Below are 25202 nucleotides of genomic sequence, written 5' to 3' on the forward strand. Positions count from 1 at the left end.
TACTTTCCCTCCTATTAATTACTGTCTCCAAACTTTTCTTTATATTTTTGATAATCCTCCACAATCAAAAAATATCCTTCTGGATTTTTTCGATATTGTAGTTGCGGAATTAGCAACAAACCGACGACCACTAGTGCAACACCTGCATAACCAAAAAATTTCATCAAAACAGTAAAGACTGGCCAAGCAGTCGCCCAATCAAACATACCAATGTACCCTCCGTAACTAGATAACCCGATCCATGTCGCAAAGAGTGCAGAACCACCGACTTGGATCAGCCCAGATAAGAAAGGGAACAAACATGCTGCCTTGAACCCACCCCGATTATTAGAGAACACAGCGATGACCGCATTATCAAAAAATAGTGGGATAAATCCAGCGATCACGATCGTTGGTGATCGGAAGACGATCAATAAGATGATCATCAAGAATTGTCCTAATGCACCAAATAAAAACCCGATCGTGACTGCATTTGGTGATCCAAAGCCAAAAGTTGCAGCCACATCGATCCCTGGCACAGCTCCTGGTAAAATAGTATTTGAGATTCCTTGGAAAGATTGTGTCAACTCATCCACAAAGGTCCGGACACCAAGCTGTAAAATGGCTAAATACACAGCAAAGTTCAAAGAAGTGGTCAGTACGTAGAATAGAAAACTTTGTCCTGCCACCATAAATTCTGCCTCAATCAAGTACTCCTGTCCTAATACTAATAAGATGATGCCAAAGAAGAACAGCATCAATAAAGAAGTCGCCACCATGTTTTCGTTGAAAATGGATAAGAAACCCGGAAGCTCCATATCTTCAAGCTTTTTATCGGCTTTTCTATTCCCATTTTTTTTACGACTACTCTTTTGCCACCACTTCGCTAAGGTAGAAAATAGGTACACCCCAAACATCTGTTGGTGCGCAATCGCAAAACCAGCTCCGTCTGTCAATTCTTGTGTCACACCAACAGTTAAATTAGAAGCAACTGCCCAGTAACACCCTAAAATGATCCCCATAAATACTAATACTTCTACTCTTCCTAATTCAGGAAAACAGAAAAGTAAGATCCAAAAAGCTGTAGCTGCTTGCTGGATCTGGACATTTCCTGTCGTAAAAACAGCTCGCAACTTCGTATATTTTTGGAAACGAACTAACAGGATATTCAATACAAATGCAATCAATAATAAAATCATCACATCACTGAACGTTCGTCCAAAAGTATCCATCAATCCTGCATCTACAGCATTTTGACCAAAATAGGGATCAGTCACCATCGCCTCAAGATCAAAACGATCCTTTAAACCAACTAAGATCGGTCGGAAATTGTTTACTAATCCACCTGAACCAACAACTAAAATCAGATAACCTACAGTGGCTTTCAAAAATCCAGCTATACATTCGTATAATGGTCGGCCAAGAAGTATATACCCTAATAAAACGATCGAACCGATCAAATAAGCCGGCTGCGTTAAAATATTTGTCGCAAAATACGTCCATATCTCCATCAAGATAGCTCCCATATTTTTCCGTTACCAAAAACCAGAACAACTCCTCAAACGATGCGAGATATCATGGTTTTCATGTAAACGGACTCCCTCCCTTGCCTCGTATTTTTTAGTTGATAATTTATCTTTTATGTCTATTTGCTTTGTACCGAATGGTCCTCACTGGCCATACCTAGCAAGCAAAAGACTACCTCTACCTTATAGTGGCTCGTATTTCTCCATGACCATTTGATAATCTTCGATTGTTTCTGTCGCTAGTAATTCTTCGATCAACCCATCTTGCATCAGTAATTCTGATAATGATTGAATATTTTCTAAGTGTTGCTTTGGCTCTTTAGCTGCTAAGGTGAAGAAAAGGCTGGCAGACTTTGACCCTTCCTCAAAAGGAACTGATGCGTTCATTTTGGTAAATGAAATCGTCGTATCGAAAACATGGGAGCCACCTTGCATGGCATGAGGCATCGCAACGTGCGGGGCGATCAGGATATATGCCCCATGTTCTTCGACATTGCGGATCATTTCTTCTACATATACATGATCAATGATTCTTTTTTCTAATAAGTGACGACTGCTCTCCTCGATTGCTACTCGCCAATCATTTATCGTAGTTTCTACATAATTGACTAAGTCATTCTCATAGAAATATCTCAACATATTTACAAACAGTATCAAGCAGTCAACCCGTTATTTGACAATAGCGCATTCTTATCAAGAGATGACTTTGTCTTACGTTCACTTGCTTTGATACGTTCTCCCTCCTCGCTCTTGCTTTTGTTAAAAAATTCTCAGCTCAGCTGATTTATTGTCATATATCTCTTGGGCTCCTACAAAAATGATGGAAACGGCGTATCATTTTCTTGGGTGAAGACATCATGGAAGCCACGATCGAAATTGAATGCCAAGTCTTTTCTATTATCTGGGTACGTATACTTCCCACCCACTTGCCAAATATAAGGGGAAAACTGATAAGCCAATCGATCTTTTTTCATGCGCCATAATTGAGTGATCTCGCTAGGATCAGCCATAAAATTGGACCAAATATCATAATGGACTGGGATCACGACTTGAGCTCTTAACGATTCTGCCATTCTCAACAAATCACTGGCGGTCATCTTATCAGTGATGCCACGCGGATTTTCACCATATGCACCTAGACAAACATCGATTTGATGTTCATTGCCATGTTTGGCAAAAAGGTTGGAATAATGCGAATCCCCTGCGTGATAGATGTTCCCTCCTGATGTTTTGAAAAGATAATTGACAGCGATCGTATCCATTTCTTGTGGCAACTGATCTTTTAATTGCACATTAGGATCATCATGTGTGATCAATGCCGTCCGATCAAAGGCTTCCAGCGCAACGATCTCTACTTCATTGATCAAAGCGATATCGCCGGGTTTGACTACTTGGGTCTTTTTTTTTGGTATCCCCCAAGAGAGCCATGTTTCCACTACTGCTTTGGGGCCAATAAATAGTGCCTCCGGACAATTTTGATGAACAGCTGCGGCAGTGTGAATATCCAGATGATCGGAATGGATATGTGTCACCACTAATGCATCCACATTTTTGATCGCAAATGGATCGATCACAAAAGGTTGCGTTCGTAAATTTGGTTGCATCTTTTCTGTACCGCTCATACGCATCATCTGGTGGCCTTTTTTCATCTGTCCATTCCCGTGTGTTCGTTTTCCTGTCCCACACCATAAGTCACAAAGGATATTTGTACCTTCATGTGACTTCAGCCATATACCTGTACATCCTAGCCACCATATAGATACGCTTTTTTCTTTTACTTGTTCCATTTCGATTTCTTCGTTCAGATAGGTTCCCCATTCTGGAAAAGTCGAACGTAACCAACTTTCCTTTGTTACTTCTGTTATATTCATGTGCCATCCTCCTCTTTATTAGGTATATATAAATGATAAAGCGCTATCAAAGTGATTGGAATAGCTTTATATGACTGTTATTACTTTATGTGATCGTTTCCATTTTTTTATGCTCGTTTAGCTATAATTAGTCATATAGAGAAACAAATTGATTGAAAAGGAAGGATAACAATGAAAAATTCTCTGTTGACGATTAAAAAAAGACGTAATGAAATTCTTGATCTATTACAAAGGTACACAAAAATGACCACGATTGAACTGTCTGAAAAGCTTCACGTATCACTCAGCACTATTCGTCGAGACCTTAGATTATTAGAAGAAAAAAATGAGATTATTCGTGAATATGGCTATTGCCTCTTCAACTATGACAATCAAACAAATTTCGATCTTTCAGGACCAACGTGGATCAAACATCAAATTGCTCGTTGTGCTAGTCAATATATTGGAGACTATGCCACCGTATTTATCAATTCAAGTTCCACTGCCTTAGCTACACTCGATTATTTAGAATCGAATCACGTCACCGTCGTAACGAATAATTTAAAGGTCGTTTCTTGTGTCAGACAAGGAAATTATACGTATATACTCACTGGTGGCGAATTACGCGTACCGAAAGAAGTCTTGGTAGGAGATATTGCCGCTCGCACATTAGCAGATATGAATGCAGATGTCTGTATTATTGGATGTAGCGGAGTAGATTTAGAGAATGGTGTGACGACAAAAATTTTAAACGAATCTAAAATCAACGAATGGATGATCAAAAAGAGTATCAAATGTCGTATTCTTGTTGCAGACCATCGTAAGATTGGCCGGACTTCACAGTTTAAGATTGCCGATATTTCTGCCTTTGATTATTTGATCACCGATCAGCATTGTTCACCTAAACTTGCCAAAAAAATCGAACAATTAGGTGTCACTGTTATTCGAGTAAGTTTATAAAAGAAAGTAAATTTCATCAAAGTTGCTAACAGATAAAAAACAGCTATGATTCGATTTTCTTCTTTTAGTCGAGTATTCAAAGCGTGACTATACTCTTGCATAGCGGTAACTCTCCGTTCAGTTAAATAAAATAAAACAGATTATTTGCCTGTTTTAAAAACAAGGCGTAGTATGAAAATGTAAACGCTGACAAATTCGATATTATTTATTGATCGATACTACGAAAGAAGGTTTGTTTTATGGAAATGATTTATCAAGCTGGCTCACAAGAAGGTCAAATCAGTTTTATCAATACAGAAGACTTAGAAATGGCGGCAGCTCAAGTGATTCCTACTGGCGGATACGGCTATATCAGTAGTGGCGCTGGAGATCTCTTTACGTATCAAGAAAACGTGCAATCATTCAATCATCAATTGATTATTCCTCATGTTTTAAAAGACGTGGAAATTCCAGATACAACGACTTACTTTGACCAAGAAACATTAACTGCGCCAATCATCATGGCGCCTATTGCAGCTCATGGTTTAGCTCATACACATGCAGAAAAAGCTTCAGCTAAAGGAGTTGCCGATTTTCATACGATTTATACGGCGAGTTCTTACGCTTCCTGTACATTAGAAGAAATCCGTGAGGCCGGTGGTCCAGATGCACCACAATGGTTCCAGTTTTACATGAGTAAAGATAATGGGATCAATTTAGATATTCTAGAGATGGCCAAACGTAATGGCGCAAAAGCAATCGTTTTGACAGCTGATGCAACCGTTGGTGGGAATCGAGAAACAGACCTTCGCAATGGCTTCACTTTTCCATTGCCAATGCCGATCGTTCAAGCCTATCAATCAGGGGTCGGACAAACGATGGACGCAGTTTATAAATCCTCCAAACAAAAGTTAAGTCCAAAAGATGTGGAATTTATTGCCGCTCATTCTGACTTACCCGTTTATGTAAAAGGTGTGCAATCAGAAGACGATGTTTATCGTTCATTAGATGCGGGGGCAAATGGCATCTGGGTATCGAATCATGGCGGTCGTCAATTAGATGGTGGGCCAGCAGCCTTTGATTCTTTGAAATATGTAGCAGAAGCCGTCGACAAACGTGTCCCTATCGTCTTTGATAGTGGTGTTCGTCGTGGTCAGCATGTCTTTAAAGCCATTGCTTCTGGTGCCGATCTAGTCGCGATCGGTCGTCCTGCCATTTACGGTTTAGCTCTCGGTGGAAGTACAGGCATCCAACAAGTATTCGACTTCTTCAAAAAAGAATTAGAAATGGTCATGCAATTAGCTGGGACGCAAACCATCGAAGATATCAAAAATGTGACATTACGGGAAAATCGTTTCTTCTAAATTGAGAAAATCTCAAATAAAACAAGCGCAGTTTCCATAATTATTTCGCACTTTTGAATCCAAATAAACGAACATCAAAAAAAGCTTTTAAAAATAAGCAAGAAGACCCAAAAATTTGAATAAATTTCGGGTCTTCTTGCTTATTTTTCAGAGCTGTATGCTATTTATTGCACTCTGTATCCTACCTGTTTGGATGGATTTTCTAAATGTACGCTTCACCTTTTGCAAACAAAGTTGCTTCGCCACTGATCATCACGCGTTCACTTAACCACTTGCAAGTCAAGAACCCACCTCTGGCAGAAAGTTGTTGAGCAACCAAGTCGTCCTTTCCAAGCTTTTGTGCCCAGTAAGGAATCAAATTCGCATGAGCCGAGCCACACACTGGATCTTCATTGATCGTTAGTTTTGGGAAAAAGGTCCTAGAAACAAAATCTTCTTTCTTTCCTTTGGCTGTGACAATCACGCCGACGCCTTCTTCTAATTCCCTCATTGCAGTATAATCAGGCGTCAGCTTTGCCACTGTCTCTTCGTCTTCTAATACAAAAAATAAGTCCCTTGCCAGATAAGCCTCTTTTATTCTTGTGCCGATTGCTTGTTCGTATGCTGGTAATATAGCAATTGGTTGCGGTAAAATACTTGGAAAATCCATCGCATATTTTTGCTCTTTTTTTGTGACAACTAGGTTCCCACTTTGCGTTGAAAATGAAATCATGGATTCACTGATACCATAGAAGTGGAACAATACAAATGCGGTTGCCAAGGTCGCATGACCACATAAGTCGATTTCACGATCAGGGGTAAACCAACGTAATTCATAACCTTTCTCTTTTCTAACGGTAAAGGCTGTTTCGGATAGGTTATTTTCGATGGCGATTTTTTGCATGGTATCATCAGGTAGCCATTCATCTAACACAAAGACCGCAGCAGGATTTCCTTTAAACACTTCATTGGTGAAGGCGTCAACTACATAATAGGGTAAATTCATTTATAAACTACTCCTTTACTTTTTGATAAATATATTCGGCACAACATAAATCTTCCACTGCTAAGCCAACCGCATCAAAGATCGTTATCGCTTGTTCGTCTGTACGCCCTGTTTTCTGATGGGTGACTAATTCACCTAGAGAACCGAGGATGTTTGTCTGATCAATTTTCCCTTCTGACAAGGGAATCAAATAGTCGCCACTTTCCCTTTTGACCGCTTGGTAATCATCTACATACAATTGTCCAGATGCCATCAAATCACTCGTTAATTCACGAATCTCTGGTGTAAATGTACCGATTGCATTGATATGCGTGCCTGGTTTAACCTCTTTTTTTGATAAAAAAGCATGTTTACTAGGTGTTAAAGTACAGACAATATCTGCTTCTATAGTCGCTTCAGCCAATGTCGAGCAATCAATAAAACGCAGTTTTGGATAATTAGTTTGCTGTTCTAGGATAAATTGTTTTCGTCGTGTTTCATCTAAATCATAGACATATACACGGTGAATCTTTCGGACACAGGTAATTGCGGCTAGATGTGAAACTGCTTGTTGTCCAGTTCCGATCAATGTGAGTGTATCTGCTGATGGCTTTGCTAGATAATCTGTGGCTAATGCTGAAACTGCTGCTGTTCGTATCCAAGTCACGGCATTCGCATCGATCATTGCGACGGGTTGCCCGTTTTTTGAATCGAAGAGCATGATTTCACCCAAATGTGATGGTAGCTTTTGTTTGTGATTGCTTGGAAAAGCCGTGATGATTTTTGAACCAAAGTACCGGTTTCTTCCCAAATAAGCGGGCATCATCGCAAATACATTTTGTTTCTCGCCATCTGGTAATTGTTGGACCATTCGATTCTCTTGAGAAATCTTTCCGACTTGAAAATCTTTAAAACACTGTTCCATTACGTTGATTGCTTCTGTAAAACTAAAATGGGTGATTACTTTATGACTATCGATGATTTGCATATTTCCCCTCCTTTTTTCTATCCTAGCGCCCGAAAACAATACATTCAATGATATAATTGTATGGAATACAATTTTTGAAAGAAGGAACGAGTATGTCGATCAACTCTTATGAGAATTATCCACTGACTTGGCGTCCAGATAAAAAAAAGTTACATCGCCCAATCTACCAATCACTTATCACGCAGCTAGAAGCTGATATCTTATCAAATAAATTACAAAAAAATACAAGGTTACCTTCCCAAAGAGAACTAGCTGATTTTTTAGACATCAATTTCACAACAGTTGGTCAAGCTTATAAGTTGGGTCTAGAAAAAGGGTTACTCTATACAAGTATCGGGAGTGGGACATTTGTTTCCCCAAATGCGTTTACCTCCATCACTATTTCTTCTGATCAAGTACCTGATCATGTCATTGATTTTGGGTTAGTCAGTTCATTTGATGAATGCAACGAAATGATCACTCCTTTTATTCAAGCTGTTTCACAAAATCATGCGACTAACGGACTTCTTAGCTACCGTGAACCATTAGGGACAACCTATCAATTGACGATTGCCAAAAAATGGTTGGAAACACAAGGTGTCTATGCTTCAAGGGAACAGATTGCTATTGTTTCAGGTGTCCAAAACGGCTTGGCGATCACGCTAGCTGCTTTGTTTTCTCCAGGAGATCGTTTGGCAGTCGATCGCTATACTTATTCGAATTTCATTGAGCTTGCTCAGCTTTACCATATGGAAATCGTGCCGATTGATTTTGATGCGGAGGGTATGCTTCCAGAATTACTTGAACAAGAATGTCGGAAAAAAGCAATCCACGGTATTTTTCTGATGCCTTCATGTAACAATCCTATTGGGTTTCAACTATCTGCAAAACGGAGGCAACAGCTAAAAGAAGTCATTACAAAGCAACAATTGATCGTGATCGAAGACGACATCCATTCTTTTTTGACTACCTATAATCAAAAAACACCCATTCCCTCATTCCAGCAGTTACTTCCTGAACAAACCATTTATCTTGCCGGAATGACCAAGTTTATCTGTGCAGGCATGCGTGTTGCCTTTCTAGTATTTCCCGATAAGTACAAACAAAACATCCAACAGGCGATTTTCAATATCAATGTCAAAACCTCAAGTTTAGATGCTGAGATTGTCACGCAAATCCTATGTTCAGAAACCGCACAGGACATACTCGAAACAAAATCCAGCTATACAAAACAAGCAAATGAACGATTCGATACACTTTTCAACTTGCCTCGACCGACCAATCCACTTCCTTTTTATCGAAATCTCCCTGTTCGAAATGATCTGTCTCCGAAAACGATCGAACAAGCTTTTTTAAATAAAGGGATTCGTGTCTATCATTCACATCGTTTTACGACACAACCGCAACATGATCCTTTTATTCGAATTGCTTTATCCTCTAATCCTTTGGAAGTATTAACGAAAGGACTTGAAATCGTCAAGAAAGAAATCGTGTACTTTCAACGATGACTTATCATATAAAATCAAAATGATCCAACTCATTCTTTTTGTTTTTAACTGCTCGAATCCCCATCGAGGAGGAGCCTATTTTTAATCATAGGCTCCTCTTTTTTCTATTGTCATATAAATAAAATTTATCATAACTACCTATTTTGACTATAGCCTTGAGCGAATCCTATACTTCGTATGTATTAAAACTTAGGAGGAATCATTCATGCTAACAGGGTTAAACTTATTAAATAATCCATTTTTAAATAAAGGAACTGCTTTTACAAAAGAAGAACGTAAAAAATACGGGATTGCCGGAATGCTTCCTAGCACAGTCCAAACATTAGAACAACAATCTGTGCAAGCATATGGCCAATACCTAAGCAAACAAACTGATTTAGAAAAACGTATTTTCTTAATGAACTTATTCAATACAAACCGCACACTTTTCTATAAATTGATGGGACAACATTTAGTAGAATTTATGCCGGTAGTATATGATCCAGTAGTTGCAGATGCAATCGAACAATACAATGAAATTTTCTTAAAACCACAAGATGCTGCATTTCTTTCGATCGATGAACCAGAATTGATCAAAGAAAGTTTGAAAAATGCCGCAGCTGGTCGTGATATTCGTTTGATCGTTGTTACAGATGCAGAAGGTATCCTTGGAATGGGTGACTGGGGAGTTAATGGTGTTGACATCGCAATTGGAAAACTAATGGTTTATACAGCAGCTGCTGGTATCAATCCAGCGCAAGTATTACCTGTATCGATCGATGCTGGTACAAACAATGAAGAGTTATTGAATAATCCGTTATATCTAGGAAACAAACATGCGCGTGTCGAAGGTGATTCTTACTATGAATTCATCGACCAATTCGTTTCATCTGCTACAGAACTATTCCCTGAATTATTGTTACACTGGGAAGACTTTGGTCGTGGCAATGCCGCAACGATCTTAGAAAAATATGAAGACAAAATCACGACATTCAATGATGACATCCAAGGAACAGGGATCGTCGTACTAGCTGGTGTACTCGGCGGATTGAATATTTCTGGTGAATCCTTGAAAGATCAAACGATCCTAACATTCGGAGCTGGAACAGCTGGAGTCGGCATTGCGAATATCTTATTAGATGAAATGATCCGTCAAGGTGTACCAGAAGAAGAAGCACGTAAACACTTCTATCAAGTGGATAAACAAGGACTATTATTCGAAGATACTGAAGGATTGACACCTGGACAAATTCCTTTTGCACGTAAACGTTCAGAATTTACCAATAGTGAAGAATTGACTAATTTAGAAGCTGTTGTCAAAGCAATTCACCCAACGATCATGATTGGTACATCTACTCAACCAGGGGCATTCACAGAAGAAATCGTCAAAGAAATGGCTAGCCATACACCACGACCAATCATCATGCCTTTGTCTAACCCAACAAAATTAGCAGAAGCAAAAGCAAAAGATTTGATTGAATGGACAGATGGAAAAGCATTAGTCGGAACAGGTATCCCTGCGGATGATGTGGAATACAATGGCGTGACTTATCAAATCGGACAAGCAAACAACGCATTGATGTATCCAGGTTTAGGACTTGGTTTGATTGCTTCAACAGCTACTCGTGTCAACGCTGAGATCATCTCACAAGCAAGTCGTGCATTAGGTGGTATCGTTGATGTCACAAAACCAGGGGCAGCTATTTTACCACCAGTTGCAAGAATCACTGAATTCTCACAAACGATTGCTGAAACAGTCGCTCAATCAGTCGTGGATCAACAATTGAACCGTGAAGAAATCACTGACATCAAAGCAGCTGTCGAAGCAGCTAAATGGGTGCCTGAATATCAAGATTTAGAAGCTTAATTCACGCTAGTCTCTTTCACAATAATTCGTTACTAAACAGTTCTGAGCAAAACGAGACTTAAAGTAAAAAATACGCATGGTAAACATCGAAGCCTTGGATCATTCGTTCACCGAGAAATAGGAAAACCAACTATTTTTCAACGAATTGATCCAAGGGGTGTTTTTTGCCAAGAAATACTGGAGCCAGTTGAGGAATAGCTTTAGATTATTTTCCAACTCATAGGGAACTCCTCTTACGTTAATCAAGGAAAGGATCTGTAAGAATGTTACATCAAGAACAAACGACTTCTACAGTCGTTAAGACAAACAAAGAAGGTTTTTGGGAAACAAAAATCAGTGGGGTCAGTTTACCTATCTATTTGATCATGGTTCTCGTTTTGATCGTTGCGATGGCATTAGGTAAATTACCAACAAATATGATCGGTCCTATCGCCGTGCTCGTCATTTTTGGGAATCTATTCCATTTTATTGGGACAAAAATCCCAATCGTCAAAAGTTATTTAGGTGGTGGTTCTGTTTTTGCGATCTTCGCTTCCGCAGCTATCGCAACCTTTGGTATTTTACCTGATTATGTCGTGAAATCAACTGAAAACTTTGTCAATAATATGGGCTTTTTAGACTTTTATATCGCTGCTTTGATTACCGGAAGTATTCTAGGAATGAACCGCAAATTATTGATGAAGGCTTCCGTTCGTTTTATCCCTGTTGCACTTATTTCTATGGTTGTTTCATTTTTTGCAGTTGGACTTGTGGGAATGTTGATTGGGAATGGCTTCGCTAATTCCGTATTATACATCTCTTTACCTGCCATGGCTGGTGGTGTAGGTGCTGGCGCTGTTCCACTATCAACTATTTATGCAAACGTCTTAGGAACAGATGCTTCTGCTATTATTTCACGTTTGATCCCTGCAACTGCAATGACAAATGTGCTAGCCATTATCGGAGCCGCTTTAGTGGCTCGTGCTGGACAATCCATGCCAAAATTGAATGGTAATGGGAAACTGATGGAAAAAGGCGATCTAGGTGACGGCAAACCACGCAATGTGAAACCTTCTATCCCTCAATTAGGTGTTGGTTTAATGGTCTCGATCACATTCTTTATTCTTGGCCAAATCTGTAATTTCTTTGTACCAAAAGTTCATGCTTATGCTTTCATGATCATTATTGTGGTCATCTGTAAAATCACCAATGTTCTTCCTGAATACTACGAAGATGCAGCAATCATGTTCAATAACTTGATTGTTAAAAACTTAACGGCAGCTGTTTTAGCAGGTATCGGGATTGCTTTATTGAACTTGAATGTTTTAGCTTCTGCTTTAACATGGCAATTCGTCGTACTCTGCTTAACAAGTGTCATCGTCATCTCCCTTGTCTCTGCATTTGTTGGTCGTCTATTTGGACTTTATCCGATCGAATCAACGATTACAGCAGGACTATGTAACAATTCAATGGGTGGTACAGGAAATGTTGCCGTCTTATCCGCATCAAACCGCATGGAATTGATTGCTTTTGCTCAAATGGGCAATCGTTTAGGTGGTGCGATCGTCTTGATCATTTCAGGATTTTTGATGCAACTATTTTCTTAATTCGAATAAATGTAAAAAAACTTCTCGATCATTATTCGAGAAGTTTCAGACTGTAGACAAACCTTATACAAACATGAGGTTTGTCTTTTTTCTATGTAATATTCTATGGATAATCGATAGATTAGGCAGTTTTCCTTTAGGAAAACGCCTCTTTTGCACTCTGATCCTTTTTATTTTTGCTAGCTTTTTCATATTAAGACACGCAAAAGTAAGCCCAATTTTTATGTGCATTTTTTCAATTCCTATTTGATTGGTATAACGTAATCCATGAAATTCTTTTGCTGTCCCAAAAATTCGTTCAATGGTTTCTTTTCTCTTTTTATAAAGTTCTTTGAACCAACTTTGATGGCGTATCTCTTCACAGGTTTCTAAAGCTTCAGCCCAAATATGTCTAGTGATTACTTTGGTATGATTTTTTGAGTTGGTACACTTAGATAAGAAAGGACAATTTTTACAATCCTTTGGATTGCTTTTGTATTCGATATATCCTTTACGATTGGTAGTGGTATAAGAGAGTATTTTATTATTGGGACAGATATAACAATTATAGTAATCGTCATAAACATATTCATGTTTCTTGAAATAGCCTTTTTTAGTCATCGGACGTTTATATGGGAAAATCGGGGTCAATTTATGTTCGAGTAGTAATTGTGCAATTGCTGGTGTCTTATACCCAGCATCCATAATCAATTTTTCTAGGGGAAAAGCTCCTTTGAGCTTGTTAAACAAAGAAACAAACGTACGACTGTCATGAAAGTTCCCTGGGTGTGTAGTATAACCTAGTATCCATCCATGTTTATCACACGCCACTTGTGAGCTATAAGCAAAAACTTCTTTGTGTTCACCTTTGTGAAACCAACCACTTTCAGGATCAGTCGTACTTCTTTTTTTCAAGGAGGTTTTACTTTCTGCGTTTGTTTCTTTTAAGGGCTTTTTTAAATGTTTTTCTCGATTCTTGGTGATTTCTTTTGTCAGCTTATCTGTATAAAAAACAGCTTGTTCCATTACTTCGACAGATTCTTTTTTGTTACGATTCGCATGTGCTTTAATATGCGTACTATCAATAAATACTTCCGAAGTATCTACGATACCTTCAGCGATACATTGTTCTAGAATTTCATAAAAAATTTTTTCAAAGAGATCTGTTCCTTTGAACCGTCGCATATAGTTTTTACCAAATGTTGAAAAATGAGGAACAGGATCTTCTAAACTCAAACCTAAAAACCAGCGATAAGCGATATTCACTTCTATTTCTTTTATTGTTTGTCTCATACTTTTAATACCAAATAGATATTGAATCATTGGTAATTTAATTAGAAGAATAGGATCCAAGCTAGGACGTCCTTGGATTTCATCGTATTTCTCTTTAACCAATTCATAAATAAAGGAGAAATCAATACATTGATCTATTTGACGCAATAAATGGTCCTGTGGGACCAAGTCTTCAAGAGAAAAGAAACCGATTTGTGCGCGTTTACTCATATCTTGTTTTGAGAGCATTTGGATACACCTCCAATTGATACTCTTATTTTAACGGATAAAAAAAGACAAAGCACTAAAAACTAGTACTTTGTCTACAGTCTGAAACTTCTCGATCATTATTCGAGAAGTTTTTTTGCGATGACCTTCATCATTCATTTAGAAAATCTTTTTTGAAATTGCTTTTGCCATTTGGTTGAATGATAGCCGATACGTTCATAAAAACGATGTGCCTCGTTGCGATATTCGCCAGAGTTTAGTCGAACACCAAAGTAGCCACGTTCTTTTCCTTGCTTCTCAACACTCTCCATCAATCGTCTGCCAATTCCTTGATGTTGCGCTTTTGAAGAAACTGCTAATGCTAAAATATTGAACAACGTTGGACTTAACAATGTTGCATACTTTTGGGCATGGACATATCCTAATACTTTCCTCGTCCCTTCTTCCTCATAAACATCAATGACATAGATCTCTGGCTGTGCCAAGATGTATTTTAATTGCTTCGTTGTTTCCGAAAGTGGCATCTCATACCCTAATTCTTCCTTATTTAGCTTGTTTATGGTTTCTGCATCCTCCACACGAGCAGTTCTGATCATTTTGTTCTTCCTTTCTTCTCTAAGGTTAAGTACTATGCTAAAGATAGTATGGATTTTTCTATCGAAATGAACCATGGTCAATTCCTTGATCAAAAGAATGATAAAAAAAGAGAAACCTTGTCATTTCAAGGTTTCTCCACTATTTTAATACTATTCTTCTTCTTCCGCCATGAATGTATTGAAGACCTCTTCGATCATATCCCATTCAGCATCTGTTTCGATTTGTTCTAATTCGCCTTCTGTTCCGTCTTCGTTTTCAACGTAGGCATAGGCTTGTAATTCTACATCTTCATCTTCCGGTACGCCGGCTGGATAAAGCAATACGTAGTTACGACCAAATTCTTCTTGTCCATCGACTGTTAACAAGATTTCGTATAATGTTTCATTTCCTTGATCATCGACCAATGTGATATGTTCATGTCCTTCATGATCATGTGTATGATTGTGTTCTGCCATTAGAACCCCTCTTTTCATTTTTTAAAATAGTTGTTTTCCCGAACCATCTAAATAATTTTGTAAAATCATCACCGCAGCAAGCTTATCGATGACTTTTTTTCTTTTTGCTCTTGACGTATTTGCCTGTTCGACCAACATGCGTTCTGCTTGGACGGTAGTCAGTCGTTCATCTTGATAGTCGACTGGTAGAGAAAACATTTCTTTGATCTTTTCTCCGTAAACCATTGAGCTTTCTGCTCTCGGACCGATTGAATTATTCATGTTTTTCGGCAAGCCTACAACAAAACGATCTACTTCGTACTGTTTGACCAGTTCTGCCAATCGTTCAAATCCAAATTCTTCTTTATCTTCATCGATACGAATGATCTCTACGCCTTGTGCAGTCCAGCCAAAAGGATCACTAACAGCGACACCTACAGTCTTTGAGCCGACATCCAAGCCCATCACTCTCATAGATTCACTCCATGATTTGAGAGATAGTCTTTGACGATCACTTCCATGATTTCATCGCGTTCATGACGACGGATCAGATTCCTTGCATCACGATAACGAGGAATGTAGGCCGGGTCTCCAGAAAGCAAGTAGCCCACAATCTGGTTGATTGGATTGTAGCCTTTTTCTTCCAAAGCCCGATAAACGATCGCTAATGTTTCGCTGACTTCTTTTTTACGACTATCATCAAAACCAAAACGTACGGTTTCATCTGTAAAACCCATGATTCTACACCTCTTTCCGCAGGGTAGTCAAATTACCCTCTACACCCTTTATTTTACTCGAAATGTGGTAAAACTACAAATAAATATTCCAACTTCGCTGGAAATATAAAAATAATAATGATTTCTTATTTGATCGTATCGATTCCAACATTTATGAGTACACTTTCTTACAGTATACGTGATATTTAATCAAAAATAAGTCTTTTCTCTGTTTTTTCAAAAAATTCACAAAATATTCAAATAACGAACGCCTATGGATCATGTTTTCTTAGCTTGCCCCGTTTGATAGTTGATCGTATAACCGTCTTGCACATTATAGATAAACACATTGAACGAGATTTGGTTATCTTCAATGCTTTGGGCTTCTAACTGAACACCTCGTGCTACTAGTTCTTCCCCTTCAAAATGTGGTGTTACCCGATAGCGAACGTGATGATTGGTTTCTTTGATGTATGCGGCAATATCATTTTCATGTGCCAGCATATGAGGGGTATTCAACGAACGAGTCCCTGTCATCAAATTTTTGATGTTATTGTTTTGACCAGTTAGCTGAAAACCTATCAAGTGGCTTCGATTGTAAAGCCATTGTCCGTCACTCAATTTTTTTTGTTTCCAACCTGTAGGATCGATATAAAGAGACTCACGTTTTTCTTTAGGGAACATCTCTTTTCCTAACATGGCATTGGCTTGACCTACACGATTCAGTCGATCGATATCGGAATAACTTTCCCATGTTCCTTTATCTAAGCTCAGTTCTTCTTTTGTAAAAGTTGGCTTATTTTGATTGATTTCGATTTCTTGGTGCGTGCCGTCGTATTCTGGAACATTCGCCACTTGTGAGACTTGAGGTTTTGAATCAAATAAACCTGTCAGTTGTTGAACGAGATCAGAGTCTTTTTGCGTCGTTGAAATCCCTAATGCACCAGCTAAAAGAGCAACTGCGACTCCTATGATTGTTTTGGTTGTTTTTTTGCTCATGTATCTACTCCTTTATTCAGTCGAACTTCATAAATCTTAACATACGTTCCCCTTTTTTAAAATAAAGAAGTATTTAAATTCTTTCAACAATTCCTTCTTCAAAAATTATATACGCATGTTTAGTCTATTTCCTAAAATAAACAACCTAAATTTCCACGTGAAAGGAAATCTAGGTTGTTACTAAAACTTCATCACTCGATTCGATTGATCTTCTTATCTATTCTATCACCAAGTAAATACGTTTTCCGATAGGACAATTAGGCGCTCAACATCGAGTCTTATTTCAAGTTTCTTTTACAAAGTTTGCTCTGTTCATTGCCTGTTCAATCATCGCGACTGTTGCTTCTGGGTCTTCTACTCCAATGATGAGACGATTGAATTCTTCATCTTTTAGTGTGATAACGACTGCGTTTTCTTTTCTTTTGAGGTCATAAAATACCTTGTTTGAATCTTGGACGAATGTTCCGGCAAAATAATGTCCATAGGCATCAACTCCCATTCTTTTTTCGCCAAATTTCGGTGTATCTTCCCAGACATCGGCATCCACAGTTGCGCCTAATACATTGGATAATGGTGTGGATATTTCATTTTTCAATGCCCACAGTTTTCGTACGCCCTCCATACTGATGATCAATCGATCATTTTGGATTTCAACTTTAGCCATTTTCTACTTCCCCCTGTCCGTAAGATCCGCTCGACGCATGACTCGATCAGCAATGATCGTTTCAATCGAACCTTCGTTTTTCTCTTCCAAAGCGGTGATTACCTTCTGTGCGACTTTCTTTACTTCGTTGTCATCTGCCGTACGTTCTAATAATGCGATGATCAATAAATCAATCAATAACCCATTATCGGTCACTCCATCTTCAGCTATATAGTTAAAGCAAGTCGTAAATAAACCAGCTTTACTATAATAAGCAGAGTATAAACTTCCTCGAAGCAAGCCAGTCGCTTTTACCAATTGACTGATCGACGTCCCTGCATACCCATTTTTGGCAAATATTTTTGCCGATTCTAGTAAAACTTTCTCTTCATTAAATTCTCTCGTTCTTCCCATAACTTAATTATGCCACATTATTGAACGATTGGTCAACAATTAACCAAAAAGCTTGATTTAGCCTAACTATTGACTTAACACTTGGATCTATTCTGCATTGCTCTCACTTGGATCTTATTTTACCTTTCACTGCTTATTTTTTTGATTCAAGTTTTCTTTTTATACGTTTTCCAATTTGTTTGTAGTAAAATAAATACAAGAAAACAACTATTGGAGAAAATGCCATGCCAGAAAGAGATTTAGATTTATTGCTTAATACCTGTTTATTGGCGGGAAAAATAATGACGGAAAGTAATGCAGAGATGTACCGTGTAGAAGATACGATGAGTCGGATCGCTTCTGCTTCTGGAAATTATCGCTTAGTTAGCTACGTGACCCAAACAGGACTATTTATCGGATTTGATCGGACTTCGACGATCCGCATGGAACAAATCACCAATCGAACGATCAATTTAGAAAGAGTAGTCAAGGTCAATAATCTTTCAAGAAAATATGTTGCCAATGAATTGACTTTGGAAGAACTATATAGCGCATTACAAGAAGTCGAGAAAGATCGTCGGATGTTCCCAGTATGGCTACAAATCATCAGCGCTGCTATCATTAGCGGGACGATCATGATTTTATTTGGTGGCGAATTGAAAGATTTACCGATCACATTGTCGATTGGTGGAGTGGGCTACATTGTTTATCTTTGCAGTTTGCGTTTTTTTAGAATCAAGTTTTTAGCTGAATTCCTTTCCTCTTTGATTATCGGCATTGCCGCTATTTTAAGTGTGCGTTTAGGAATCGGTCTCAATCAGGATTTGATCATCATTGGTTGTGTCATGCCGTTGGTTCCTGGTGTTCAAATCACCAACGCGATTCGTGATCTATTAGCGGGGCACTACGTTTCTGGTGTTTCTCGTGGAGCAGAAGCGATGATGACTGCGGCGATGATTGGTTTTGCAATCGCCTTTATCTTTCAAATCTTCTACTAAGAAAGGACTTTAGCCATGTGGCATGTATTGATTCAATTTTCTTTTAGCTTTTTAGCGACCGCTGCCTTTGCAATCATCACTAATGTGCCAAGGAAAGCCTTAGTTTGGTGTGGTTTAGCTGGTGCCGTAGGTTGGATGATCTATTGGTTGTGTCTAGCTATGGGTGGCGGTGCAGCTTTAGGTTCATTACTAGGTTCATTAGGCGTTGCTTTTGCTAGTGATCTTTTTTCTAAACAACTAAAAATGCCCGTCACGATTTTCAATATCCCCGGTATGGTACCACTGGTTCCTGGAGGCTTAGCCTATCAAGCTGTTCGCAGTTTAGTTACAGGTGCTTATCAAGATGCGGCATTTCTCACTGTTCAAGCGATCATGATTGCTGGAGCGATTGCCTTAGGTCTAGTGATATCAGAAGTATTCAACCACAATATCCGTAGTTTTAAACTGAAACGTGAAGCGATTGTATTGAAGAGAAGAAAGAAAAAATGAGCGTTTCTCGCTTTAATCTTTTTTGTACAGAGCAATCATACTGTGGGATTCTTGCAAGCTTTAATAAAAAAAGTGATAAGAGAGGAAATTCTTACGAGTTTCATCTCTTATCACTTTTTTATTTGTGTTGTACATGACTACAACTTTATTTCGTTCATTTAAAATGCACGATACACATATTGATTTTCAGGAGCAGTGATTTTTTCTACTTTCGTCACTACGACTGAAGGAATCTCTCGCTTGAAAGGTTGATAAAAATCGGTTTGGATCGTTCCTTCGACTTTGTACCAGTCATCATTTTTCACAGTCATTCCTTCTGGCAGATGCGTCAACAATCCAAAAACCCCGGAATCAGCAACACAGTGGATGATCCCAAATCGAAAGAGAAAGGTATCAGTAGCCTTGTCATTTTTCGACTGATAGATAAAGCCTTCATAATAGACTTTCTTACCAATGAATTCGCTTGGATAGTTGTAGATCAATTCCATGATCTCTAAATAATTATCGTCTGTGATCGCAATCGTTTGTTCATCTTCGTATTTGTCTTTTAACTCATTCATTTGATCTTGATAGTCGGATTTATTGAAATAAATACTCGTATCTGGTTTCAAATATTGCGTTTGCACTTGTGGATCACCGACAGATTCTTTGCTTAGTGGAAAGTTGAACCCTTTCGCTTCCACGATCGTTGTGTTTAAACTAACTGTCGGAAACAGTGTTCCTACAACGATCGGCAAGGCTAATAAGAGATAAGCAATCCAACGCTGATACGGTTTTGATAATCCGTGATCATGAGAATCATGGGACTCATGGACTCCTTTTTTTCCATCTGCTTTTACCCAAAGATACAACTGAACTAAGGCTAGTAAGGCAGATAAAACCATCGATAATACTGCCAAATAACGATAATGGACATTGATGTATTGATCTAAACGCCCTGAAACTTGAAGATACATTATCATTTCAAAATAACCAGATAAAATCAAAAATCGCAGCATGATTCTCCTCCTAAATAAATAGTGTAAAGCCGATAACACTTAAGGCAATCAGCCCGATCAATGAAACGATGAAGCGTGTGTTGAAGTAACGTTTCATCATCAATAGGTTTTTGATATCCACCATTGGTCCAAAAACTAAGAAAGCAACAACTGGCGCTGTTCCAAAAAGACTTAACAAAGAGGAACCAATAAACGCATCCGCCTCGGAACAAAGAGACATCGTGAATGCCAATACTAGCATGATCAAAATGGCTAATAGCTTTGTCGAACCTAACGTCAACATCACTCTCGTAGGTAAATAGGTTTGCATCCCTGCAGCAATCAAACCGCCAATGATCAAATAGCGGCCCGTATCGAAGAACTCATCAATCGAGTGAGTCAAGACATGGAGGATTCGATATCCCCATTTCTGTGGTGCGATTGCTTCCACTTCCTCATGCTCATGTGTATGGGAGTTAGGCTCAACCATCGCTGAATCAAATGAAGACTTCAAGATTGTGCCTTTTTGGATATAGGCCAACCAGACACCTACGATCAGTGCGACAATAAAACTTCCTAACATACGCAGTCCCGCCATTTTCCAAGTATTGCCAAATGCAATAAAAGTTGAAAAGATCACGACTGGATTAATGATTGGCGCAGTGAGCATAAACGCAAATGCTGTGTGGACAGGAACCCCTTTTTTTACAAACTGATGAACGATTGGAACGATCCCACATTCACATGAAGGAAAGAAAAAACCTAAAATAGACCCAACAATAATCGATAAAAAGCGATTTTTAGGTAACCATCGTTTGACACGTTCGGGGGTCAAAAATACTTGTAAAGCACCTGAGATGATACATCCCAATAAAACAAACGGCAAGGCTTCGATAACGATCGATAAAAAAATCGTTCCCATCTGCGATACCGAATTTGGAATAAACGAAAACATATAATTTCTCCTTGTCATTTGAACTTCATTCGCCCATCAATATACGCTTTTCTTCAATAAAATACAAGAAAGCTTAAATTTTTTTCATAAGTTTAAGAAATCAAAAAAAGCTTTTTTATTGACATCTCCGTCATAAGGATTTACTTTTAGCACAGCTAAGATGAAGATTCAGGTAAAAAGAAGAGAGTCATTTGCCTATTTTCTATCTGTATACGACTGAATACTTTTTCACCATCGAATTAGCGATGTGCTAAAAGTAACCTTAAGGAGTTATCACCATGAAAGAAACCCATGATTTAACTGAAGTCTTAAAAACTATCCAAGAAGAACCGACTGTCGTGCTTGCGATTTCCACCCCCAATTGTAGTGTTTGTCATGCAGTAGTGCCAAAATTGGAACAATTATTGACTCATTATAATTTCCCAGCGTATCATTTAGATGCCTTCGAGATGCCGGAAGTAGCTGGCACATTCCAAGCATTTACTGCACCAGTGATCTTGCTCTTCCATTTTGGAAAAGAAGTCGAGCGACAAGCCCGCTTTATTCAATTTGAACAACTGACAAAGCGTTTAGATCAATTAAATGAATCAAGTGATCAAATCGGCTACGATACTTTATTTGATCACTAGAAAAAAGAGCGACAAGTCATTTTCTACAAACAATGACTTGTCGCTCTTTTTATTTAAACATCCATCAAATAACGAGCTGTGATCGACTGTTCACAAGTAACGATTTTTTCTGGTGTTCCTTCATAAAGGATCTCGCCACCACGAATTCCCCCATCGATCCCTACATCGATCAACCAATCTGCCGCCTTCATGATTTCCAGGTTATGTTCAATGACGATGACCGTATTACCTTTATTGACCAACCGCTCGATAATTTCTAAGATACTCTTGATATCTGCCATGTGTAAACCGGTTGTTGGTTCGTCCATAATGTAGATATTGCCTTTTTTACTTAATTCTTTCGCCAGTTTCAACCGTTGACATTCTCCTCCTGACAATGTATTTAACGGTTGTCCCAACGTCATATATCCTAGCCCTACTTCTAAAATTTGTTTCAATTTTCGTTGAATCGATTTTTCATCAAAAAATGCCACCGCTTCAGTCACACTCATCGCTAATACTTCATCGATCGATTTCTCTTTTAATTTGTACTGATAAACTTCTTCTTTGAATCGTTTACCGCCACAGACTTGGCAAAGGACCTCTACAGAATCCATAAAAGATAATTCCATTTTGATATGACCATGTCCTTTACAAGTTTCACATGCCCCTTCTGAATTATAAGAGAACAGTCCGGCAGAAACATTATTTTCCAACGAGAAGACCTTGCGGATATCGTTCATGATCCCTGAATAAGTCGCTGGGTTAGAACGAATATTCCCTGCAACAGCTGACTGATCGATATTGATTGCTTCCGGGTACTCCTTCGCAAACACACCATTCACTAAACTGCTCTTTCCTGAACCAGCTACTCCGGTCACTACTGTAAAAACACCTAATGGTACTCTGAGAGAAGTATTTTTAAGATTATGCAATGTCGATTTTGAAGTTTCAATAAACTTGTCTGTTTTTCTTGGCTCCTGTTTGAAATCTGTCATTTGTCCAAAAGCTTTTCCTGTCAATGTATCTGAAGCCAGTAATCCTTCGTAACTACCTTCATAGGTGATATACCCACCATTTTTTCCTGCTTTTGGTCCAACGTCAATGATATGATCTGCTGCTTTGATGACATCTGGATCATGTTCTACAACAATGACCGTGTTTCCTTTATCACGCAATTTGATCAATAGTTCGTTTAACCGATGAACATCTCGTGGATGTAACCCAATACTAGGCTCATCGAAGATATAAATGACGTCATTCAAACTAGAAGATAAGTGCTTGACCATTTTCACTCGTTGGCTTTCTCCTCCAGATAAAGTCGCTGTCTCGCGATCTAAAGAAACGTAATCTAACCCAATATTGATCAGATCTTGTAGTCGTGATTGGAGATTTTTCAACACTGGTTGGATCATTTCATCTGTGATCCCCGGTAAGATTTCTAATAGTTCATCCAGTTGCATCGCTAAGAAATCTGCGATTGAATATCCGTTGATCTTGCAGCCCAAAACCTTTTGATTGAATCGTTTTCCCTGACATTCTGGACATCTTTGTTCATCCATGAACGCTGCGATTTTTTTCTGGGTCGCGGCAGAGCTCTCATTGCCCCCTTTGATATTGGAACGATTGAAACGTGCCACTAATCCCTCATAGGTCGAACTCATCCCTTCCATATACAACGAATCGATTTTTTCTCCTGAAGCATACAAGAACTTTTCCATTTCTTCTGTTGAATAATCCTTTAATGGCTTATCATTGTCAAAAAAACCTGTGTTCGTGAAAGACTTCAATAACCAAGATCCGACTTTGTAGCCTGGAAGTATAATCGCTCCTTCATTCAACGATTTTTCTAAATCTAACGCTTTGTCTAGATTCAATCCAACGATCCGACCAATCCCTTCACACGCTGGGCACATGCCGTGAGGATCATTGAATGAGAAATTCCAAGCGGGGCCTAAATGGGGAATGCCAATACGAGAGAAAAGCAAGCGGATCAGTGGGTTGATATCTGTGATCGTTCCTAGTGTTGAACGCGAATTCCCACCTAAACGGCTTTGATCTACAACGACTGCCATAGATAAATTGTCGATGGCATCTGCTTCTGGCTGACTATACTTAGGTAAGAAATTCTGCACAAATTTAGAGAAATTTTCATTGAGTTGTCTTCCCGCTTCTTGGGCAATCGTATCAAAAACGATGGAAGATTTTCCCGAACCGGAGACACCTGTAAAAATCGTGATCTTTCTTTTTGGGATTTGTAAATCAAACCCTTTTAGATTGTTCTGTCTGGCATTATGTATCCTGATATATTCCTGCATTGCTGATCCTCCCGTCTGGCATTATGTATCCTGATATATTCCTGCATTGCTGATCCTCCCGTATTCCCTCGATTTTTTTGGTGAAGTATTATTATAACACAGAAACAATGTATCACTATAATAAATTTCGAAGCTTTCAGTTGTTCACCTATCAGCCTCCTAATTGAAGAGACGCCAATGAAGGAAAATATCACTTATTTTTATCTATTTCTAAAAAAGATCATAAAAAAACAAACTATTTTTTCTAGTGAATAGAAAAATAGTTTGTCATTGATGGTTTAACTTTTCTTTATTTCCGGTTATTCGTTGTCGTCATGCTCATGCAAGGACGCATCGGAATGCAAGAAGTAGATCAACGTTTGTAACTCGTTCGTCAAATCGACATTTTGGATCAATACTTCGGATGGTGCATTTAGTCGAGCAGATGTAAAGTTTAATATCCCTTTGACACCAGCTTCTGTCAAACGATTCACTACTTCTTGTGCTTTTTCGGCAGGTATCGTTAAGATTGCCACTTCGATTTGTTGGATCTTGATTTGTTCGATCATGTCATCCATTGGATAAACGGGGATACCATCAACGATCCGACCCACGATTTCTGGGTTCACGTCAAAAGCGCAGCTGACACGGATACTATTACTTTGGTGAAACTTATATTTCAACAAAGCACTTCCTAGATTACCGACCCCGATCAATGCAACGTTCGTCAATTGGTCATCATTCAAGGTTTTTGCAAAGAAATGCATCAAGTCCTCTACATCATAACCGTAACCACGTTTTCCTAGTTCGCCGAAATAGGAAAAATCACGACGGATCGTCGCACTATCTACTTGGACTGCTTCACTTAGTTCAGTTGATGAAACTTTTTTCTTACCTGCGTTATTCAAGATTCTTAAATAACGATAATATAAAGGCAGGCGTTTTGCGGTTGCCTTTGGAATTACATGGTCTTTCACTTCATTACCTCCACTGTATTTCTTCTCGATTTATACATCATATCAGTACTTACACAAAAAAATCAATTTCGTTGCTTGTATATTGTGAATTTTTATTCTTATTCTCATTTT

At 38.6% G+C, this 25202-nt stretch carries 25 protein-coding genes; 8 read left to right on the plus strand and 17 right to left on the minus strand.

Annotated features, from left to right (window positions below; genetic code table 11):
* Positions 1 to 14: 14 nt before the first annotated feature.
* From HZ311_RS03470 to ulaG, 3 genes are all read right to left on the minus strand, one after another.
* On the minus strand, positions 15 to 1505 hold the full coding sequence (locus HZ311_RS03470) for a PTS ascorbate transporter subunit IIC (RefSeq protein ID WP_034691471.1): 1491 nt from the start codon (positions 1503 to 1505) through the stop codon (positions 15 to 17).
* Positions 1506 to 1688: 183 nt separating this feature from the next.
* On the minus strand, positions 1689 to 2144 hold the full coding sequence (locus HZ311_RS03475) for a PTS sugar transporter subunit IIA (protein WP_041684262.1): 456 nt from the start codon (positions 2142 to 2144) through the stop codon (positions 1689 to 1691).
* 170 nt (positions 2145 to 2314) lie between these two features.
* Positions 2315 to 3376, minus strand: a complete 1062-nt coding sequence (ulaG, locus tag HZ311_RS03480; protein WP_023520068.1) for an L-ascorbate 6-phosphate lactonase — start codon at positions 3374 to 3376, stop codon at positions 2315 to 2317.
* A gap of 171 nt (positions 3377 to 3547) precedes the next feature.
* Here ulaG and HZ311_RS03485 point away from each other — a divergent pair, with 171 nt between their 5' ends.
* Entirely contained in the window at positions 3548 to 4315 is a 768-nt protein-coding gene (locus HZ311_RS03485; protein WP_023520069.1) for a DeoR/GlpR family DNA-binding transcription regulator, read from the plus strand.
* 239 nt (positions 4316 to 4554) lie between these two features.
* Entirely contained in the window at positions 4555 to 5658 is a 1104-nt protein-coding gene (locus HZ311_RS03490) for an alpha-hydroxy-acid oxidizing protein (RefSeq protein ID WP_010734816.1), read from the plus strand.
* 202 nt (positions 5659 to 5860) lie between these two features.
* Here HZ311_RS03490 and HZ311_RS03495 read toward each other — a convergent pair whose 3' ends face one another.
* Both HZ311_RS03495 and HZ311_RS03500 read right to left on the minus strand, forming a co-directional pair.
* Positions 5861 to 6643: a PhzF family phenazine biosynthesis protein gene (locus HZ311_RS03495; RefSeq protein ID WP_137072640.1), complete on the minus strand. Its 783-nt coding sequence runs from the start codon at positions 6641 to 6643 to the stop codon at positions 5861 to 5863.
* A 7-nt stretch (positions 6644 to 6650) separates the two neighbouring features.
* Complete coding sequence (locus HZ311_RS03500; protein ID WP_023520072.1) at positions 6651 to 7610, minus strand: ornithine cyclodeaminase family protein; 960 nt, start codon at positions 7608 to 7610, stop codon at positions 6651 to 6653.
* 92 nt (positions 7611 to 7702) lie between these two features.
* Here HZ311_RS03500 and HZ311_RS03505 point away from each other — a divergent pair, with 92 nt between their 5' ends.
* The 3 genes from HZ311_RS03505 to HZ311_RS03515 all read left to right on the plus strand — a co-directional run bounded on the left by HZ311_RS03505 (position 7703) and on the right by HZ311_RS03515 (position 12529).
* Positions 7703 to 9097, plus strand: a complete 1395-nt coding sequence (locus HZ311_RS03505) for an aminotransferase-like domain-containing protein (RefSeq protein WP_178946805.1) — start codon at positions 7703 to 7705, stop codon at positions 9095 to 9097.
* A 205-nt stretch (positions 9098 to 9302) separates the two neighbouring features.
* Entirely contained in the window at positions 9303 to 10943 is a 1641-nt protein-coding gene (locus HZ311_RS03510) for a malolactic enzyme (RefSeq protein WP_023520074.1), read from the plus strand.
* Positions 10944 to 11206: 263 nt separating this feature from the next.
* On the plus strand, positions 11207 to 12529 hold the full coding sequence (locus tag HZ311_RS03515) for a 2-hydroxycarboxylate transporter family protein (RefSeq protein ID WP_010734811.1): 1323 nt from the start codon (positions 11207 to 11209) through the stop codon (positions 12527 to 12529).
* 63 nt (positions 12530 to 12592) lie between these two features.
* Here HZ311_RS03515 and HZ311_RS03520 read toward each other — a convergent pair whose 3' ends face one another.
* From HZ311_RS03520 to HZ311_RS03555, 8 genes are all read right to left on the minus strand, one after another.
* The gene (locus HZ311_RS03520) at positions 12593 to 14029 is read right to left on the minus strand and encodes an IS1182 family transposase (protein ID WP_023520013.1); all 1437 of its coding nucleotides are present in this window, start codon (positions 14027 to 14029) and stop codon (positions 12593 to 12595) included.
* A gap of 134 nt (positions 14030 to 14163) precedes the next feature.
* Entirely contained in the window at positions 14164 to 14604 is a 441-nt protein-coding gene (locus HZ311_RS03525) for a GNAT family N-acetyltransferase (RefSeq protein WP_023520077.1), read from the minus strand.
* A gap of 150 nt (positions 14605 to 14754) precedes the next feature.
* Entirely contained in the window at positions 14755 to 15060 is a 306-nt protein-coding gene (locus tag HZ311_RS03530) for a DUF1292 domain-containing protein (RefSeq protein ID WP_010734809.1), read from the minus strand.
* Positions 15061 to 15081: 21 nt separating this feature from the next.
* A complete protein-coding gene (gene ruvX / locus HZ311_RS03535; RefSeq protein ID WP_010734808.1) occupies positions 15082 to 15513 on the minus strand; it encodes a Holliday junction resolvase RuvX in 432 nt (143 codons plus the stop codon).
* Positions 15510 to 15776: an IreB family regulatory phosphoprotein gene (locus HZ311_RS03540; RefSeq protein ID WP_002290885.1), complete on the minus strand. Its 267-nt coding sequence runs from the start codon at positions 15774 to 15776 to the stop codon at positions 15510 to 15512. The genes ruvX and HZ311_RS03540 overlap by 4 nt, the downstream gene beginning before the upstream one ends.
* 258 nt (positions 15777 to 16034) lie before the next feature.
* On the minus strand, positions 16035 to 16754 hold the full coding sequence (locus HZ311_RS03545; protein ID WP_023520078.1) for a DNA/RNA non-specific endonuclease: 720 nt from the start codon (positions 16752 to 16754) through the stop codon (positions 16035 to 16037).
* 283 nt (positions 16755 to 17037) lie between these two features.
* A complete protein-coding gene (locus HZ311_RS03550; protein WP_023520079.1) occupies positions 17038 to 17418 on the minus strand; it encodes a hypothetical protein in 381 nt (126 codons plus the stop codon).
* Positions 17419 to 17421: 3 nt separating this feature from the next.
* Positions 17422 to 17811, minus strand: coding sequence for a TetR/AcrR family transcriptional regulator (locus HZ311_RS03555; RefSeq protein WP_010734805.1), 390 nt, complete (start codon positions 17809 to 17811; stop codon positions 17422 to 17424).
* Positions 17812 to 18035: 224 nt separating this feature from the next.
* Between HZ311_RS03555 and HZ311_RS03560 the strand changes: the two genes are divergently transcribed.
* Positions 18036 to 18788, plus strand: a complete 753-nt coding sequence (locus tag HZ311_RS03560) for a threonine/serine exporter family protein (protein ID WP_023520080.1) — start codon at positions 18036 to 18038, stop codon at positions 18786 to 18788.
* A gap of 15 nt (positions 18789 to 18803) precedes the next feature.
* Positions 18804 to 19277: a threonine/serine exporter family protein gene (locus tag HZ311_RS03565; RefSeq protein ID WP_023520081.1), complete on the plus strand. Its 474-nt coding sequence runs from the start codon at positions 18804 to 18806 to the stop codon at positions 19275 to 19277.
* Positions 19278 to 19435: 158 nt separating this feature from the next.
* On the opposite strand, the gene HZ311_RS03570 is transcribed toward HZ311_RS03565, so the two are convergent.
* Both HZ311_RS03570 and HZ311_RS03575 read right to left on the minus strand, forming a co-directional pair.
* Positions 19436 to 20275 carry a TIGR03943 family putative permease subunit gene (locus tag HZ311_RS03570; RefSeq protein ID WP_178946476.1) on the minus strand — a complete coding sequence of 280 codons (840 nt, stop codon included), beginning with the start codon at positions 20273 to 20275 and terminating at the stop codon, positions 19436 to 19438.
* A gap of 10 nt (positions 20276 to 20285) precedes the next feature.
* Positions 20286 to 21209, minus strand: a complete 924-nt coding sequence (locus tag HZ311_RS03575) for a permease (RefSeq protein ID WP_023520083.1) — start codon at positions 21207 to 21209, stop codon at positions 20286 to 20288.
* Positions 21210 to 21487: 278 nt separating this feature from the next.
* Between HZ311_RS03575 and HZ311_RS03580 the strand changes: the two genes are divergently transcribed.
* Positions 21488 to 21838, plus strand: a complete 351-nt coding sequence (locus tag HZ311_RS03580; protein ID WP_023520084.1) for a thioredoxin family protein — start codon at positions 21488 to 21490, stop codon at positions 21836 to 21838.
* 53 nt (positions 21839 to 21891) lie between these two features.
* Here HZ311_RS03580 and HZ311_RS03585 read toward each other — a convergent pair whose 3' ends face one another.
* Both HZ311_RS03585 and HZ311_RS03590 read right to left on the minus strand, forming a co-directional pair.
* Positions 21892 to 24135 carry an ATP-binding cassette domain-containing protein gene (locus HZ311_RS03585; protein ID WP_137072645.1) on the minus strand — a complete coding sequence of 748 codons (2244 nt, stop codon included), beginning with the start codon at positions 24133 to 24135 and terminating at the stop codon, positions 21892 to 21894.
* A 299-nt stretch (positions 24136 to 24434) separates the two neighbouring features.
* Positions 24435 to 25091, minus strand: a complete 657-nt coding sequence (locus HZ311_RS03590; protein ID WP_010734798.1) for a redox-sensing transcriptional repressor Rex — start codon at positions 25089 to 25091, stop codon at positions 24435 to 24437.
* Positions 25092 to 25202 lie beyond the last annotated feature (111 nt).

This window comes from Enterococcus mundtii, from assembly GCF_013394305.1.
Classification (GTDB): domain Bacteria; phylum Bacillota; class Bacilli; order Lactobacillales; family Enterococcaceae; genus Enterococcus_B; species Enterococcus_B pernyi.

Coding starts and splice junctions, on each gene's coding strand:
- HZ311_RS03470 (WP_034691471.1), bottom strand. CDS start 1,505: ATGGGAGCTATCTTGATGGAGATATGGACGTATTTTGCGACAAATATT.
- HZ311_RS03475 (WP_041684262.1), bottom strand. CDS start 2,144: ATGTTGAGATATTTCTATGAGAATGACTTAGTCAATTATGTAGAAACT.
- ulaG (WP_023520068.1), bottom strand. CDS start 3,376: ATGAATATAACAGAAGTAACAAAGGAAAGTTGGTTACGTTCGACTTTT.
- HZ311_RS03485 (WP_023520069.1), top strand. CDS start 3,548: ATGAAAAATTCTCTGTTGACGATTAAAAAAAGACGTAATGAAATTCTT.
- HZ311_RS03490 (WP_010734816.1), top strand. CDS start 4,555: ATGGAAATGATTTATCAAGCTGGCTCACAAGAAGGTCAAATCAGTTTT.
- HZ311_RS03495 (WP_137072640.1), bottom strand. CDS start 6,643: ATGAATTTACCCTATTATGTAGTTGACGCCTTCACCAATGAAGTGTTT.
- HZ311_RS03500 (WP_023520072.1), bottom strand. CDS start 7,610: ATGCAAATCATCGATAGTCATAAAGTAATCACCCATTTTAGTTTTACA.
- HZ311_RS03505 (WP_178946805.1), top strand. CDS start 7,703: ATGTCGATCAACTCTTATGAGAATTATCCACTGACTTGGCGTCCAGAT.
- HZ311_RS03510 (WP_023520074.1), top strand. CDS start 9,303: ATGCTAACAGGGTTAAACTTATTAAATAATCCATTTTTAAATAAAGGA.
- HZ311_RS03515 (WP_010734811.1), top strand. CDS start 11,207: ATGTTACATCAAGAACAAACGACTTCTACAGTCGTTAAGACAAACAAA.
- HZ311_RS03520 (WP_023520013.1), bottom strand. CDS start 14,029: ATGCTCTCAAAACAAGATATGAGTAAACGCGCACAAATCGGTTTCTTT.
- HZ311_RS03525 (WP_023520077.1), bottom strand. CDS start 14,604: ATGATCAGAACTGCTCGTGTGGAGGATGCAGAAACCATAAACAAGCTA.
- HZ311_RS03530 (WP_010734809.1), bottom strand. CDS start 15,060: ATGGCAGAACACAATCATACACATGATCATGAAGGACATGAACATATC.
- ruvX (WP_010734808.1), bottom strand. CDS start 15,513: ATGAGAGTGATGGGCTTGGATGTCGGCTCAAAGACTGTAGGTGTCGCT.
- HZ311_RS03540 (WP_002290885.1), bottom strand. CDS start 15,776: ATGGGTTTTACAGATGAAACCGTACGTTTTGGTTTTGATGATAGTCGT.
- HZ311_RS03545 (WP_023520078.1), bottom strand. CDS start 16,754: ATGAGCAAAAAAACAACCAAAACAATCATAGGAGTCGCAGTTGCTCTT.
- HZ311_RS03550 (WP_023520079.1), bottom strand. CDS start 17,418: ATGGCTAAAGTTGAAATCCAAAATGATCGATTGATCATCAGTATGGAG.
- HZ311_RS03555 (WP_010734805.1), bottom strand. CDS start 17,811: ATGGGAAGAACGAGAGAATTTAATGAAGAGAAAGTTTTACTAGAATCG.
- HZ311_RS03560 (WP_023520080.1), top strand. CDS start 18,036: ATGCCAGAAAGAGATTTAGATTTATTGCTTAATACCTGTTTATTGGCG.
- HZ311_RS03565 (WP_023520081.1), top strand. CDS start 18,804: ATGTGGCATGTATTGATTCAATTTTCTTTTAGCTTTTTAGCGACCGCT.
- HZ311_RS03570 (WP_178946476.1), bottom strand. CDS start 20,275: ATGCTGCGATTTTTGATTTTATCTGGTTATTTTGAAATGATAATGTAT.
- HZ311_RS03575 (WP_023520083.1), bottom strand. CDS start 21,209: ATGTTTTCGTTTATTCCAAATTCGGTATCGCAGATGGGAACGATTTTT.
- HZ311_RS03580 (WP_023520084.1), top strand. CDS start 21,488: ATGAAAGAAACCCATGATTTAACTGAAGTCTTAAAAACTATCCAAGAA.
- HZ311_RS03585 (WP_137072645.1), bottom strand. CDS start 24,135: ATGCAGGAATATATCAGGATACATAATGCCAGACAGAACAATCTAAAA.